The organism is Paraburkholderia phymatum, from assembly GCF_038900715.1.
Taxonomy (GTDB): Bacteria; Pseudomonadota; Gammaproteobacteria; order Burkholderiales; family Burkholderiaceae; genus Paraburkholderia; species Paraburkholderia phymatum_A.
The window spans coordinates 1-14916 of the sequence record NZ_JAYMRZ010000039.1; the positions used below are offsets into that span (position 1 = coordinate 1).

Below are 14916 nucleotides of genomic sequence, written 5' to 3' on the forward strand. Positions count from 1 at the left end.
GCAGCTGTTTCGCTTCCTGGAAGCCGCCGAGTCCGATGCCCATGGTGCCCGCCTCGGGCGTGACGATGACCACGGGGCTGTGCGCCCAGTAGGCGGCGGCAATCGCGGTGACGGCGTTGCTGATGCCCGGGCCGTTCTGCCCGATGACCACGCCATGGCGGCCCGAGACGCGCGCATAGCCGTCGGCCATGTGACCGGCGCCCTGTTCGTGGACGACGGGGATCAGGCGGATGCCCGCGGGCGCGAAGATGTCCATCGCGTCCATGAAGGCGGAGCCCATGATGCCGAACATCTCGGTGACGCCGTTGGCGGCCAGGGTTTCGACAAAGGCTTCGGACGGGGTCATGGCCTGCGGACCGCTGGCCGTCTGGGTTGGGGTCTTTTCGCTCATCAACTGTCTCCGGTTATCGTTTGACGGAATGCCGTATCTCGAATGCTATTCGGTGCCCCATACGGGTCAAGGGATTCCGCCGTCGTTGCATGAATTTGAAATGAAATGGAACGTTTTGTTTCAAAATGACCGGCCCGAGCAAGCGCCGATGCACTCGGGTCAGGCGGGCTGCTGAAAAAGCCGGTGCCGTACGTCAAAGGAGAAGACGGGCGCGGCACGGTATATCGACACGTTAGGGTTTGCCCGTCGAAGGCGGTAGCACCAGTGCGAAGCTTTCGCCTGGGCCAGCGCGCGGATCGAGAGAGCGTCGCAAAACCGTATGCGATCCCTTCGCCGTTGATCGGCAGATCAAGAAGAACAATTGATCGAACTGGCCGTAGACGAAGGAATATGCGTAGTTCTGCAAATTGGCCGGACGTTTGTGAGACTGGTTATCGGCCAGTCAATCAACACCCGGTATTCAATACCAGCCGCCCGAGTCGCTCAGGTAAATTCAGACTGACTGTTGGCGATGAGACAGTCCGAACAGCGGCTTCGGGAACAAGCTCAACACGAGCGCGGGCGTCGTGCCCTTGCTGCGGGCAGTTCTGCAGTCGAAATAATCGGAAGAAACCAAGCCAGGTTTCCCGCGACACCGCGAAAGACAAAGAACGATGCTCATCGGGCGCTGGACCCATCGGATCTTCTCGCCTGGTACTACCCCCCGCTTTATTGATTGAGAATGCTTGACTTAACGAGCGAGATCGCAAGTGCGAATGCGAGAAGCTGAAATCTGTCCGGGTAGCCGCTGACTATACTTGAGACGGAACCAAAACAGGACGCGGAACTTCAAGTTGCCGACCGGCAGTTCAACGTCGCAATCGTACGCCGCGCGTGCGAATTGGGTGACAAAGGGCGTTCCTTGGCGTGCTCATTGTTTTTCAACTTGAGGAGACGGCGGTGAGAGCCTTACCCAGACTAGCAAGGACGATGAAGCATCCCGCCGACTCGACAATCGAGCCGGTGATCAAGATCCGCCGCGCCCGCGGGAAATGGAATTCGTACTGGTTGACGACTGCTGTACTCGTGGTATCCGTCATGCTTTGGCAGGCGGTATCGATGGCGGGAATCTTCCCTGCGTTCGCGCTGCCGTCGCCGGTGGCGGTGTGGCAGGCCTTCGTCGAAATTGTCCACAATGGATATGGCGGGCAGACGCTGGTCAGCGACGTTCTGATTAGTTGCTTTCGCATCGTCATCGGCTTCGTTGGCGCGATTGCGATCGGCGTTCCAATCGGACTCCTGATGTCGCGGAACAAGATCGTTTTCGACATCATCGATCCCTTGCTGCAGTTCGTCCGGCCAGTTCCGCCGCTCGCCTATATCCCGTTGCTCGTGGTGTGGTTCGGCATCGGCGAATTGCCTAAAGCCATCCTGATTCTCGTTGGCACGATCCCCGTCATCATCATCGGCACCATGTCGGGCGTGAAAAGCACGCCGCCTTTGCGCATCTCGGTCGCTCGCACGCTCGGTGCGAGCAACGCGCAAATCTTCCGCAAGGTCGTGCTGCCTTCGGCGATGCCGGAGATCTTCACCGCGATGCGCGTGGGGATCGGCGTGGCCTGGACGTGTCTTGTTGCAGCGGAACTGATCGCGGCGAGCAGCGGGCTGGGCTGGCTTGTGCAGTTCGCCGGACAGGCGCTGCAGGTCGGCATCGTGATCGTTGGCATCGTGATCATCGGGTTGATCGGGTATGCGATGGAGCTGGTGATTCGCAAGATCGAGAATTTGGTCGTTCCCTGGCGCGGACATAACTGATCGGGTTATCGGAGGAGACGAAAAATGAAAAAGATGCAATGGGTCTTTGGTGTCACCGCGGCTATGCTTGCCGGCAGTTGTCTTGTTCCGGGCGCGGCTTACTCGCAGAACAAGCCCGAGGTCATCATCGGCTACGAGGATAACGGCGCCGATCCGTACATGGTGTCAATGGCCGAGCATATGTTCGAACACCAGATGAACGCTAACGTGCAGTACAAGCTCTTTAGTTCGGGCCCTGCGGCGATGAGCGCGTTGGCGTCGAACAGTCTCACGTTCATGTGCGGCCTCGGTGTTCCACCGCTCGTCACCGCGATCGCGCAGGGCTTGCCGATGACGATCGTATACAACCAGGAGCGCTACACAGAAGCGGCCGGCATCGTGGTCAAGCCCGACAGCGGCATACATGACGTCGCTTCATTGCAAGGCAAGAAGATCGCGATCGTGGCCGGCTCGCAGGCCTCCTTCGAACTGGCGACTTTCCTCGCGGCTGCGCATGTGCCGTATTCGTCGGTCACGCAGATCAACATGGCGCCGCCGCAGATGCGTACGTCCTGGGTGACGGGCGCGATCGATGCGGCAATCGTCTGGGACCCGGTATTCAGCGCGCTGCGCGCGGCCGGCGGCAAGGCAATCAAGACCGATGGCGATCTGCCGCGAGAAGCCTCGAGCTACAACGTCTGTATTGCCAACTCGGAGTGGGCGAAGGCGCATCCGGATCTGGTCCGCGGTTTCGTCGCGGCTCTCGACCAGGGCTATCAGGTGACGATGAAGAACCGGGACCAGGCGCTCGCTGAAATGGCGCGCGCGACGGGCGTGACTGTGCCTGTTGCGAAGAGTGAGCTTGCCGGTTACGAACTGTTCTCCGGCGCCGACCAGACCACGCCGAAAGTAATGGGCCTCGACGCAGGCGTGAAAACCTCCGCAACTTATCTGACGCTGGTGAATACAGCCAAGGTGCTCAACATGATAGGCCGCATTCCGTCAGTGCCGGCGAACTTCGACTCGAATGTCGCGCCACAGTACTCCAAATCTTTCGCACATTGATCCATTGACTGTCTGACCATCAAGCAGGAGACGAACTTGAACATCGTCATCGATTCACTGTACAAGACATTCGGTGCGACATCGGCACTGGAAAACATCAATCTGCAGTTTCGGGGCGGCGAATTCGTCACCGTGCTCGGCGCCTCCGGCTGCGGAAAGACCACCTTGCTGCACCTGCTCGCCGGTCTGACGTCACCCTCGCGGGGCAACATCTATATCGATGGCGAGATCAAGGACCAGCCTGGTGCCGACCGTGTCGTCGTGTTTCAGCAGGCCGGTTTGTTTCCGTGGCTCAGCGTGGAAGAAAACATCGAGTTCGGACCGTCACTGCATTCGGTGCCCAAGGCGCAACGCCGAAAGGACTCGGCCGACATCCTGCGGATCATCGGCCTCGAGTCTTTCGCCCGGCACAAAACCTATGAACTGTCGGGCGGAATGCAGCAGCGCGTGGCGATCGCGCGGGCACTCGTCATGAAGCCGAAGGTCCTGCTGATGGACGAGCCTTTCGGAGCATTGGATGCGCAGACCAGAAGTTCTATGCAAACCTTTTTGACGGAGCTGTGGGAGCAGCTCCACTGCACGGTCGTGTTCATCACCCATGACATCGACGAAGCGATCTTTCTCGGTACGCGCCTTGTCGTGCTTTCGGCGCGACCGGGGCGAGTCGCGCTCGACGTGCCCATCGAACTCGAACGGCCGCGCACGCCGAAGGTCGCATTCGAACCGCACTTTCTGGAGCTGAAGAAGCGCGCGATGGGAATTCTCGCGCATTGATGTTAGGCGGGAAGGGCGTTGTCATTGATGGCCGTAGGTTAACTGTGGCGCAAGAATGATTACTCGTATCAGACAACTGCATCGACCGCGGACGAGACAGTTCAACCATGCCATGCGCCGCGACTACGGGTCAGTTGGTGGCTGTTCTCGGCGCGGTTGTTCACGCGTGCAGCCGCTTTGACGAGAATGTGGGTGCCCTGAGCGCGCTCAGGTGTATCGGCCTTTGCAGCCGGATAACTGCGCAGTTGGTCGGTAACGTGCGCGTGCAATCGAAACCTTGAACACGGAGACTCCGTCACGCAGACCGCGTGGTGCAAAAGTGAAGTGTCGCGAGAACGCAGCCGCAAAGTGCTTCTTTCGGCGGGTGCTGCGTTCGAACCCGATGCCGCGTAGATTGCACGCGAAAAATATTTCAGACCCGAGAGCGATACCTCAAGGCCAACGGGGCGTGCTTGCTGTCTGGATGATCATCCAGACAGCAATGGCGTGTCAGCCTTGAGGACTAAAATTCTCGCTATGCAATCGATGCGCGGGAGGGCGATCATGGTCAGGCTTTTCGGCATACTGGCTTTAGCGGCCGGCGTTGGTGGATGCGTTGCCGCCCAGCCGTACAGCAGCTACCCGGCTGACGGATACGGCCCGGGCTATTACGCGCCAGGTCCCAGCATTGGCGTCGGCGTTGGAGGTGGCAGCTATGGTGGTGGCGTGGGTGTGGGTGTCGGCGTCGGTTTCTAGCCGATGAACGCAAAGGCAAGCGGGCACGTACAAACTGGGAAAATTTCACGCGGGAAGACCGAATTAGCCACGTTTATTAGGATATCGAACCAGATTGGAGGCTACTGTGTAATAGTCTTTCGACTAACCGATGAAATGAACACCGCCGCCACGTTCCTCAAGACGGTGCACCGTGCAGGTGTGATCGCATACCGCAGCATGGTCGCGCAGGTCGAGGACAGTACGCAGTATTTGTCGACGACGATCTGAACGCGATAGCACGCTACCTGAAGTCGTTGCCCGCGCAGCGCGCGTCCGGCACGTATTGACCGAAAGCCGATCCCGCGCGCTCGCCGGCCAATGGCAGCCGCGTGCCGGATGCGTTGTCGACGGGATTCAATGTCTGCTCACGCTGCCACCAGGACGATGGCGCGGGCATTCCCAGCGTGTTTCCGGCACTCGCGGGAAACCCGTCGGTGCTCGCGGAAGATACGACATCGCTGATCCGGCTGCTGGTCGAAGGCGGCAGCAGTCCCGCCACGCGCGCCGGGCCGCCGCGTCAGCAGATGCCTGTGTCTATGAAACAGTATTGGACGGGACCGCTCGCGACGCCTTCGACGGGCGTGGTCGGATCGAGGCCTTGTGATACTGCGCGCACGACGATGTCGCGGTCCGTCACGATGCCGATCATCGTCACTCCGTCGCAGACAGGAAGCGCACCGACATTCAGCCGCTCCATCATGGACGCCGCATGGCGGATGGTATCGCTGGGCGCGAGCGTCGCGGCATCGCGCGTCATCACTTCGCTTACGGTGGTCATGAGAGGCTCCTTCAATGTCACCGAGACAGGTATCCAGCGAGCACCCGCCGTTCCATCAGCCGATGAGGCTCGGCAAGCGCATTCAACCTGCACATGCGCGCCCGTGATCGATTCCTGTCGCCCGCCAATGCGGATCCGGCATAACGGATACTCATTATCCGGGTGCGAAAGGATTGCGGCGTCAGGCTGGCGCCGTTGCCCGCATGCGAGACGAGGTTGGGGATGGAGCTGGGCTGAAGGCTTGCACGAAAGGAGGCGGATATGAAAACACTCCTGGGTTGCGTGGCTGCCGCGGCGGCTGGCGCGGTGGCGATGTTCCATTTCGACAGGCAGTCGGGGAGACGGCGGCGGGCGATGCTGCACGACAAGGTGACCGCTTCCGGAAGAAAGCTCGGAAAGCGAGCCCGCGCGCAGGCGAGACGCATTGCAGGGCGCGTATACGGAACCATGCATGAAGCCGTATCCAGTGCGCCGACGAGCGACGTGCAGTTGGTCGAACGGGTGCGTTCGCGGTTGGGCAGAGTGGTCAGCAATCCGAAGGCGGTCGACATCAGCGCGGAGCACAGCCATGTTTGCGTCAGCGGAAATGTGCTGGCTGCGGAGCGTGCCCGGATGATCAGGGCAATCAACGCCGTGTCCGGCGTCGAGCATGTGGACGACCATCTTTCCGTGTACGACGGACCGGGTAAGGTTCCAGAACTGCAGGGCATTGCAGGGCTCAGGCATTGAGCGACCCGTTGTCAAGGCCTTGCAGATGGATGGCACAGCAGAAGCGGCATGTTCGTTCCGTGCTGCCAGGCAGACTGGCTACTGCGACACGCCCTTTTTTGCCGCAAGGTCTTGAGCCATCTGGTAGTGCTTCTGGATAGTCGGCAATGCGTTCTTTGCCGCTTTTTTCAGGCTGCCGTCCTGGCCGTCCGAGATTTCCTTTTCAAATGCGGCTACGGCTTCCTTGTGACCCACGAGGCCTATCCTGGAGATATAGGCATCGTCGAATGCCTTACCCTTGAGACCTTTCAACGAATCGATCATCGCCGTGTCCGGGTTGTCCTTTGGCACTGTCACATCATGCGGTACGGCGAGCTTCAGTTGCATCGCCAGTTTCGTGTGATCGACCATCATGCGATGCGCGAAGGACTTCACGTCCTTGTCGTTCGTATTGTGCAAAGCGAGCTTTGACGCATCGACTTCCGTCGATGACGCCATCGACGCCGCTTCTACGAACTCCTTGTCGACCTGACCGACGGAGCTTGCGGCCGTCGCCGAAGGCGCGGGCGTTTGCGCTGACGCGAGCGAAGGTATCGCGAGTGCACTCGTGCACACGGTTGTGCAAATGACGATATGGCTGAATTTCATCGCTGCTCTCCCGATCATGCATCGACTTGCCGATCGATGGTTTGTGGACCTTTTATACCGGGAGCAAGTGGCGAGCCGCTCGCTCTTTCTTGCAAGAGGTTGCGTCGAACGGACATGGGCGCGGGCATGGCGAATGCTCAGCGCAACGCGCGCGTCATGGTGGCCGGCGCCACTCGTGTACGTCAAAGGCAGGGTCAGCGTAGGGCATAGCATCTGCTCCGAACCATGTGGAGCCAGTCGGTTGACGCGCTGGTTGTCCCGGAGGGGTCCAGGTTCGGTCGAAGAAGGGAGAAAATCACGTACGAAATACCGCACTCATATAGCTCTGTGACTCGAAAGGCACCCGCACGCGGACCCGCAGCGGAGGCCCTATTTGGCGCTAGCCAAGGCACGTAAATGAGAAAACCCATCCGGTGTTGGTCTCCGATCGACGTTTTTCAGTGAGGTCGCCGTTGGCGCTGCACATCGGTAGCACCCATCTAAGTTTCATCCGACCAGATGCGGCAGCGCCGGCTCATACGTCAAGGCCGGGGTGAGCATCGTCGTGCAACAGGACATCCTATGCTGCAGCCATTCGCGTCATCAGATCCGTTCACGATTGGAGTCGAACTTGAAGTTCAGGTCGTCAATACCCACGATTACAATCTGACGAAGGCGGCGACGGAGTTGCTGAATCTGGTGAGAGAGCAGCATTTTGCAGGGGCGATGAAGCCGGAGACGACGGAAGGGATGATCGAGCTGTCGACAGGCGTGTGCCGGAATTTCGACCAGCTGAAGAACGAATTGCAGGCCCTTCGTGATACGTTGGTCAGGGCAGCCGACTTTCTGAATGTCGGGGTTTGCGGCGGAGGCACAAATATTTTCCAGAACTGGTACGACCAGCGTTCTGACGGGCGCGAACGCTCAGAATACCTGATGGGACAGTATGGGGCTCTCTATCAGCAATTCACGATCTTTGGCCAACACGTGCATGTAGGCTGCTCAGACGCTGATTCGGCGCTCGTTCTTCTGCATTCGCTTTCGCGTTACGTTCCACACTTCATAGCCTTGGCTGCTTCCTCGCCGTTTGTACAGGGCTGCGATACGCAGTTCCAGTGCGCCCGGCTGAATTCGGTCGCCCCATTTCCCTTGTCTGGGCAAGCGCCTTTCGTTACGAGGTGGTCCGAATTCGAGCAATATTTCGATCGCATGGCGGTCACGGGCCTCGTCAATAGTCTGAAAGACTTCTACTGGGATATACGTCCAAGCCCGGGGTATGGCACGATTGAAGTACGTGTCATGGACACACCGCTACGCGTGGAATGGGCCGCCGCAATCGCCGCTTATATTCAGGCAGTTGCGCGTTATTTGCTCGTGGAAAAGCCTGTGCGCTTCAGTGAGCGGGATTATGAGGTATACAAGACGAATCGGTTCATGGCGTGCCGCTTCGGGCTCGATGGAGTATGCGTGAACCCGCAGACCAGGCATCGCGGTCCGATTCGAGACGATATTCTTGCCACGCTGGAAGCAATCGCTGGCCACGCGCAGATTCTGGGCGCTGAGGAAGGCCTTGATACCATCAGGCGCACTGTGGCTGACGGTTTCGGCGACGCCATGTGGTTGCGCCGCATTTACGCCGCGAATGACTCGTTGCATGAAGTTGCCCGCCAGCAATGTCAGATCTGGCGTGGTGCGCAGATGGAATAGACGTTGGATTTCCGCGAGCTCTATGTTTATCCGATTTATGCACGCGATCGGGCACGCCAGGCGAAGCCGGTAGGGACAAGCCGCTTGAGCGTGTACTACGTGTGACGTGCTGCAGGCGACACCGAACCGGCGTTGATGCGTCGTATCGACGAGTACATCTGGAGCATCCGTTTGCTGGTGCCGGGGTGACCCCATGACCCCTCACGAGGTTTATCAACAGTTCACCTATGTTGCACATACGGAACCTGCCTGACCTTCACGCCGCACTGCGGCTTGAGAGAGACCGTCCTTGTGTGGTTTTGCGCCCCTCGTCTCAGCGATGAGGCGAATCAACGATGTGACGCTTGCGAAGGTTTCGTGCAACTCGGCGAGGCCGGCGTCAGCGGGACGCTTAATGCCGTGCACGCACGTGCGGAGTGCGGTGAGAGTCGCACGCTCCGTTCTTCGGGGGCCGCTTTTCCGAGAGGGAATGCGGCTACCCTCTAATCTATGAGCTCCCGCATCGTAAGCAGAAATTTGAGCGCGCGTTGAGGAGCAGTTCCGTCTCATGTCCTGAACCGTATATGCCGTTTTGCGGCTTACCAGGCGGACGCGCGAAATCGTCGTCAATCGTCAGCATCTTTATTGTCACGAGCGGAACCCGGCCTTGCTCTTTTTCATTCGAAAACACCTTCTGTGAGAAAGCATCCGCAACTCTGGCGAGCAGGCATCGATTGCAGCAGATGGGTCAAGGCATGGAGCTTGCGCTTTCGGATGGAGGTACGCGTGGTCTTTCGCAGATCGCACGGCAGCGATCCCGTCTGGTCACGAATCAGAATGTTTTCGTCCCGTTGAATGACGAAAGGAGAGACCGTGCAGCCCCATCCGGATACCAGAGATATTGTCGCAGTCGGCGCCTCCGCAGGCGGGGTACCGGCGCTGACTGCCCTGTTCAGCCGTTTGCCTGCTTCGCTGCCCGCGGCTGTGCTTGTGGTGCTTCACATTCCTTCACATTCTCCAAGCTTCCTGCATAGCATCATCTCGAGAGCCACGCGACTCCGTGTGGTCGCCGCCGAAAACGGGATGCGACTGGAGAAAGGGACTGTTTATGTCGCCATCCCTGACAGGCACCTGACGGTGGATGCGGACCGCGTCAAGCTGACACGCGGCCCGAAAGAATGCCGCGCAAGGCCATCTATCGACGCCCTGTTCAGGTCAGCGGCTGTCCACTGTGGGCCTCGCGCCATTGGCGTGCTGCTTACGGGCGCATTGGATGACGGCACGGCCGGCCTATGGGCGATCAAGGATCAGGGTGGCATGGTATTGGTGCAGGAGCCCTCCGAAGCCGAACACGCATCGATGCCAGAAAGTGCGATCGAGCACGTTGAAACAGACTTCGTTGGCAATCTCGCATCGCTGGCGCAACAGATCGCCGAACGCTCTGGGGAACCGGTTGCAACAGGCCGTCGCGGCGTTGCGCCGGAACGCATGGTCGTGGAAAACCGTATAGCCGGTGGTGCGAGCGGCATGGAGTCGGGAATCATGGAGCTTGGGAACGTATCGCGATACACATGTCCTGAATGCCACGGCGTTCTGGTCGAGATCCACGAAGGTTCAATCGTCCGGTTCCGTTGCCACACAGGTCACGCCTTTTCCATGAAGACGCTGATGGCGGAACTCAATGTCGAGATCGATCGGACCTTGTGGGATACGGTCAGATCCATTGAGGAAAAAATCATGCTTTTGAGGCAGGCGGCGGAACTGGCCCGGCATTCGGGAAACCTTGCCAATGCAGACCGATACCTACGGGTTACCGAAGCTGCCAACAAAAGCTTGAAGCCACTGCGTGAGCTCGTGGAGGACCCAGCTCTCTTCCATGACGGAGAAAGCAGTAGTTAAAGGCCGGCGATAGCGCGCACGTTCACCGACTGTCCTGCCGGGTTGTGTGCTCGTCAAGACCACGCAGTCACAAAAAACATTGATGTGGCAGCCCGGCGGCTAATCCCGACGGGTGCTGCCCTTGATGCCCGTCAAGCCGCGCCCGATCATAACGAGCCCCGACCAGACAGACCTTGATTTCAGGCTTGAACGCCAACCGGTCAGCGGGTCACGCTTGAAACGTCAAACTGGCTACCAACCGCGATTTTGCATCGGCTCCGCTTGAGATGGAGCCTCGGATTCGCTCGCTCACATCCCGAGATGATCTCACCGTCCGCCAGCGGGTCGCCGTTAACCGGTACCTGCAGGGGCTGCGGCTCATCAGTCCATCAGCTTATGTGTCACGCCTCGTGGCCCTCAAAAGGCGCTAGTACTTTTCGAGCGTGGAACTAGCATCGGTATTCAGAAGGACAGTTCGATAGCGTTGACAAAGAGCAAGCCCTTCGCACCAGTCAAACGCGACCTCAACATCCAGTACGGCTGACGGGGCGGAAGGTGAACGCCTATTGGGACGAGCCAAACCGGTCACGATCATCGGCCGTCCGTTGCGCCTCAGGGCCATACGCGACTCCGGGGCGCAACGTCTAGTGCGAGCACTTGGACTTGTGTTTTGCCAGGAAGGCTTCGATCCCATGGCTGCGCGGGGACGCTTCCTCGACGGCCGCGCCCCAACGTCTCGCCCATCGGCGGTGTAGAGATCGGCGACCGATGCGGTCCCGCTGCCCACCGGGATGTCGACGGTGGCCGCGATAGCGATGAAACACGTGAGCATCGTGCGCCCGCGGGTCACGAGCGCCGGCGGGCTGGCGATGCAGATACGGTACGGCCTCCGGCTTTTTCCCGAGCTTGCCGCTACGGACTCGATTGCACTGCTGCAGCGGTTGAAAACGCCTCCGTGAAGGATGCGCGGCGAGCTTCAGTTGGGAGCGAGTACAACTCACCAGCTCGCGATGGAAGAGCCGGAAAACAGCCCAGCAGGAGACCGAGAGGCTGAGAAAAAAGCGTAAGCATCTCGGGAAAGGGAAGCGCTAACTGTTAGACGCCTAGTCAGGAGGTTTTTCTATATCGAACGACCGTTGGACATTCAAGAACAGCCGTTGCAGGGGCGGCGACCCGGATGGCGACAACGGGTCGTTCTGGGGCATCGGGCCACGGTCTCAAGTCCGTGGCAGCGATTGTCGTTCATCAACGTTCGATCCTCTTAGCAACCGAATCGGTCAGCGCGGAACGGAAGAGGATCCGCGACCGGTTTGGCGCCGGTGATCATCTCAGCGAGCAAACGCCCGGTGACAGGGCCGAGCGTCAACCCGTGATGCGCGTGTCCAAAGGCGAACCATAGATCTTTGTGTCGGTTCGCGGGCCCGATGATCGGCATCATGTCCGGCGTGCAGGGGCGACGACCGAGCCACGGTTGTTCATCGAGCCGCTTGTCGAGCGGAAACGTTTCCCGCGCGATCGGTTCGATCGCGTCGAGTTGCAGGGGCGTAGGAGGCGCATCGCAATAAGCCAGTTCCGCGCCCGTCGTGAGACGAATGCCGCGCGCCATCGGCGTCATCATGTAGCCGATTTCGGCGTCGAGCAAGGGCTGATTCAGGCGCGCGCCTTCCTGCGCCGCGTAGTGCATGTGATAACCGCGCTTGACGGCAAGCGGCAGTCGATATCCCAGACGCGTCGTGACCACATCCGACCAAGGGCCGAGCGCGATCACGGCCGAACGCGCATCGATGCGGCCTTCCTCCGTCGCGACGCTCCATCCCGTTTCGAGCGTCGTCGCATCGCCGATGAAAAGGCGTCCGCCCAGCTTCTCAAAATAGCGTGCGTACGCGGTCACGAGCGCGTTCGGGTCCCTCACGGAATCGGCGTCGGTGTACCGCAATGCACCGATCAACGCGTGACTCAACGACGGCTCGTCGTGCCGCAAGCGCGCGGCATCGAGCGCCTGAAAGCCGACGCCGTATTCTCTTCTCCACAGTTCCGCGACGCGGACCTCGGCGTCGTGCTTGGACGCGCTTCGAAACACCTTGAGCCAACCGCCGGTGCGCAACAACGCCTGCGCACCAGATGCCTCGACCAACGCACGATGCTCGCTGACGCAGTGCTCGATCAGCGTCGCGTAAGAACGCGCGATGGCCGCATGGCGATCCGCGCGCGAGTGATGCCAGTATCGAACCAGAAACGGCATCACCGACGGCATGGCGCGCGGATGGTATCGGACATCCAGCGAACGGTTGCAAGCGTAGCGCGCGAGTGTCCCAATGTCGCGCGGGAGCGCATAGGGATAGACGCCTTCGCGCTGAATCAGCCCTGCATTGCCGAGCGACGTCTCGTTTCCCGGCGTCTTGCGATCGACGAGCGCGACGGACAGCCCACGCTTTTGCAGATGCACGGCGATGGACACGCCCACCATGCCGCCACCGAGTACGAGAGTATCGAACTTCATTGCGGTTCTCGTTATGCGAGCGCGGTGACAGCAACTTCGACATTGAGACCGGGCTTCATTAGCAATGCCTGCACGCAGGCGCGCGTCGGTGCATGGCCTGATGGAACCCATGCTTCCCAGACCGCATTGAATTCGTCGAAGTGCTTCGGATCACTGAGCCAGATATTGGCCGAGATGACGCGCGTCTTGTCGATGTTCGCCGTCGCGAGCAGCGCATCGATGCGCGTCAGCACTTCCGTCGCCTGCACGGTGACCGATGCATTCGCCGTATCGGGTACCTGTCCCGATAGATACACGATGCCATTGGCGATCACCACCTGGCTCATGCGTGTGTTGGTTTGCAGTCGTTTGATTTCGTTGGACATGAACGGCTCTTCAAAGTTAGACGGATGACATGCCAGATTCCATTGCGCTGTTCGCATCGAGGACAGGCGGCGCCGTGACGATCGACTTCAGCGCCGGGTTCGGCTGCGTAAGCTTCGACAAATCGGGGCGCGGTCTGCGCAGTGCCGGGTCGTTGTCAAACGCGCGCTCCATCGCGCGCGCAACGGACAGCGTTTTCAGGTCGCCATGGAACGGGCCGACGACCTGCAAGCCGAATGGCATGTCCGCATGATCGACGCCGCACGGCAGCGAGATCGCCGGATGCGTCGTGAGCGTCACGACATAGGTCAGCGCAAGCCACCGATAGTAGTTCTCCTGCGCGCGGCCGTTGATCTGCGCCGCATACAACTCGCGCCACGGGAACGGCGACACCGGCGTGGTCGGCGACACGACCACATCGTATTGCTCGAACGCCCACTGGAAGCGCTTGAAGATGCGCGTCTGCTCGGCTTGCGCCCAGGCGCTGTCGGCGAGCGTCATCGATGCGCCCATTTCATAGTTCGCGCGCGTATTGGGCCCGAGCGCGTCGGGATCGCGCGTATAGGCATCGCGCAATCCGGCGACGAAGCTTTCCGCGTCGTCGGGATCGCGCGTATAGGCATCGCGCAATCCGGCGACGAAGCTTTCCGCGCGGATCACATCGAACGCGCGGTGCGCATCGCCGAGATCGAAGTGGACCGGCTCGCACGTATGCACCATCTTGCCGAGCGCAGCCATGCGCGAGCGGAACACCGCGCGAATGTCGTCGTTGACGTCGCACGCGCCGAAATCCTCTGTGTAAGCGACGCGTAGCGTCGCCAGATCGAACTCGGGCAATCTCGTGAAACGGCTCGCATCGACTTCGTAGCTGAGCGGATCGCCCGAACAGAGACCCGCCGTCGCCGCGAGTTGCAGGGCGGTTTCTTCGACGTCGCGGCCCATCGGACCGACAACGGAAATCGGCGTCCATCCGAGGAGTCGGCGCGAGTTCGGCACGAGTCCCGCCGACGGCCGAAAACCCACGACGCCGCATTTCGATGCGGGAATGCGCAGGGAGCCGCCAGTATCCGATCCGGTGCAAACGGGGAGCATGTCGCAGGCGAGGGCGGCGGCCGAGCCACCCGAAGAACCGCCCGCGTTCAGTTCAGGATTGAACGGATTGCCCGTCGCGCCCCAAACGGGATTGCGCGTGTTGGCGCCGGCGCCGAGTTCCGGCACGTTCGTCTTGCCGACGAGAATCGCGCCCGCCGCGCGCAGCCGCTCGACCAGCACTACATCGCGCGAGGGCACATGAGCGCGCGACATCGGCGAGCCATATGTCGTGAGCAGGTTGGCCGTATCTTCGAGATCCTTCACGCCGAGCGGCAAGCCGTGCAACAGTCCCAGCGGCGCGCCGGCGAGCACCTTGCGTTCGGCGGCCTTCGCGGCTTCGCGCGCGGCGTCGTAGCAGGTCGCCGTAACAGCATTCACGGCAGGGTTGATGGCTTCGATCCGATCGATGCACGCATCGAGCAGTTCGACGGGCGAAATCTCTTTCGCGCCGATCATGCGCCGCAGTTGGACTGCATTGCGGCTCACGAGGTTGTTATCGGACATGGCTTTTTTGTGGATGCGAAG

11 protein-coding genes and 3 pseudogenes are annotated in these 14916 nt (G+C 60.2%); 7 read left to right on the top strand and 7 right to left on the bottom strand.

The annotated features are described in order from the left end of the window. A partial coding sequence (locus tag VSR68_RS39860; RefSeq protein WP_342944966.1) for a thiamine pyrophosphate-binding protein occupies positions 1 to 391 on the bottom strand: 391 nt, incomplete at its 3' end. A 969-nt stretch (positions 392 to 1360) separates the two neighbouring features. Here VSR68_RS39860 and VSR68_RS39865 point away from each other — a divergent pair. Genes VSR68_RS39865 through VSR68_RS39875 form a run of 3 tightly spaced genes read left to right on the top strand, consistent with a single transcriptional unit; the run spans position 1361 to position 4003 of the window. Then, on the top strand, positions 1361 to 2185 hold the full coding sequence (locus VSR68_RS39865) for an ABC transporter permease (protein ID WP_342944967.1): 825 nt from the start codon (positions 1361 to 1363) through the stop codon (positions 2183 to 2185). 24 nt (positions 2186 to 2209) lie between these two features. Next, on the top strand, positions 2210 to 3229 hold the full coding sequence (locus tag VSR68_RS39870; protein ID WP_342944968.1) for an ABC transporter substrate-binding protein: 1020 nt from the start codon (positions 2210 to 2212) through the stop codon (positions 3227 to 3229). 36 nt (positions 3230 to 3265) lie between these two features. Further along, positions 3266 to 4003, top strand: a complete 738-nt coding sequence (locus VSR68_RS39875) for an ABC transporter ATP-binding protein (protein WP_342944969.1) — start codon at positions 3266 to 3268, stop codon at positions 4001 to 4003. 119 nt (positions 4004 to 4122) lie between these two features. On the opposite strand, the pseudogene VSR68_RS39880 reads toward VSR68_RS39875, so the two are convergent. After that, positions 4123 to 4260, bottom strand: a pseudogene (locus tag VSR68_RS39880) (IS6 family transposase); the annotation flags it as partial. 625 nt (positions 4261 to 4885) lie between these two features. On the opposite strand from VSR68_RS39880, the pseudogene VSR68_RS39885 reads away from it, so the two are divergent. Continuing rightward, a pseudogene (locus VSR68_RS39885) lies at positions 4886 to 5289 on the top strand (c-type cytochrome); the annotation flags it as partial. On the opposite strand, the pseudogene VSR68_RS39890 reads toward VSR68_RS39885, so the two are convergent. After that, positions 5283 to 5537, bottom strand: a pseudogene (locus tag VSR68_RS39890) (CBS domain-containing protein); the annotation flags it as partial. The pseudogenes VSR68_RS39885 and VSR68_RS39890 overlap by 7 nt on opposite strands. Before the next feature lie 261 nt (positions 5538 to 5798). On the opposite strand from VSR68_RS39890, the gene VSR68_RS39895 reads away from it, so the two are divergent. After that, a complete protein-coding gene (locus VSR68_RS39895; protein ID WP_342944970.1) occupies positions 5799 to 6266 on the top strand; it encodes a BON domain-containing protein in 468 nt (155 codons plus the stop codon). A gap of 78 nt (positions 6267 to 6344) precedes the next feature. Here the strand turns inward: VSR68_RS39895 and VSR68_RS39900 are convergent, their stop codons facing one another. Further along, positions 6345 to 6893 carry a DUF4142 domain-containing protein gene (locus VSR68_RS39900; protein ID WP_342944971.1) on the bottom strand — a complete coding sequence of 183 codons (549 nt, stop codon included), beginning with the start codon at positions 6891 to 6893 and terminating at the stop codon, positions 6345 to 6347. A gap of 561 nt (positions 6894 to 7454) precedes the next feature. Here VSR68_RS39900 and VSR68_RS39905 point away from each other — a divergent pair. Together VSR68_RS39905 and VSR68_RS39910 are read left to right on the top strand one after the other, a co-directional pair. Beyond that, positions 7455 to 8579, top strand: a complete 1125-nt coding sequence (locus tag VSR68_RS39905; RefSeq protein WP_342944972.1) for a YbdK family carboxylate-amine ligase — start codon at positions 7455 to 7457, stop codon at positions 8577 to 8579. Between the two features lie 852 nt (positions 8580 to 9431). Continuing rightward, positions 9432 to 10457: a chemotaxis protein CheB gene (locus VSR68_RS39910; RefSeq protein ID WP_342944973.1), complete on the top strand. Its 1026-nt coding sequence runs from the start codon at positions 9432 to 9434 to the stop codon at positions 10455 to 10457. 1240 nt (positions 10458 to 11697) lie between these two features. On the opposite strand, the gene VSR68_RS39915 is transcribed toward VSR68_RS39910, so the two are convergent. Genes VSR68_RS39915 through VSR68_RS39925 form a run of 3 tightly spaced genes read right to left on the bottom strand, consistent with a single transcriptional unit; the run spans position 11698 to position 14895 of the window. Further along, a complete protein-coding gene (locus VSR68_RS39915; protein WP_342944974.1) occupies positions 11698 to 12936 on the bottom strand; it encodes an FAD-dependent oxidoreductase in 1239 nt (412 codons plus the stop codon). An 11-nt stretch (positions 12937 to 12947) separates the two neighbouring features. Then, positions 12948 to 13301, bottom strand: coding sequence for a RidA family protein (locus VSR68_RS39920; RefSeq protein ID WP_342944975.1), 354 nt, complete (start codon positions 13299 to 13301; stop codon positions 12948 to 12950). A 16-nt stretch (positions 13302 to 13317) separates the two neighbouring features. Beyond that, positions 13318 to 14895 (bottom strand): amidase, encoded by a 1578-nt coding sequence (locus VSR68_RS39925; RefSeq protein WP_342944976.1) that lies wholly within the window; start codon positions 14893 to 14895, stop codon positions 13318 to 13320. Positions 14896 to 14916 lie beyond the last annotated feature (21 nt).

Bases quoted from the DNA above. Each gene is read 5' to 3' on its own strand.
- VSR68_RS39865 (WP_342944967.1), top strand. From the start codon at position 1,361: ATGAAGCATCCCGCCGACTCGACAATCGAGCCGGTGATCAAGATCCGC.
- VSR68_RS39895 (WP_342944970.1), top strand. From the start codon at position 5,799: ATGAAAACACTCCTGGGTTGCGTGGCTGCCGCGGCGGCTGGCGCGGTG.
- VSR68_RS39915 (WP_342944974.1), bottom strand. From the start codon at position 12,936: ATGAAGTTCGATACTCTCGTACTCGGTGGCGGCATGGTGGGCGTGTCC.
- VSR68_RS39920 (WP_342944975.1), bottom strand. From the start codon at position 13,301: ATGTCCAACGAAATCAAACGACTGCAAACCAACACACGCATGAGCCAG.
- VSR68_RS39870 (WP_342944968.1), top strand. From the start codon at position 2,210: ATGAAAAAGATGCAATGGGTCTTTGGTGTCACCGCGGCTATGCTTGCC.
- VSR68_RS39925 (WP_342944976.1), bottom strand. From the start codon at position 14,895: ATGTCCGATAACAACCTCGTGAGCCGCAATGCAGTCCAACTGCGGCGC.
- VSR68_RS39905 (WP_342944972.1), top strand. From the start codon at position 7,455: ATGCTGCAGCCATTCGCGTCATCAGATCCGTTCACGATTGGAGTCGAA.
- VSR68_RS39900 (WP_342944971.1), bottom strand. From the start codon at position 6,893: ATGAAATTCAGCCATATCGTCATTTGCACAACCGTGTGCACGAGTGCA.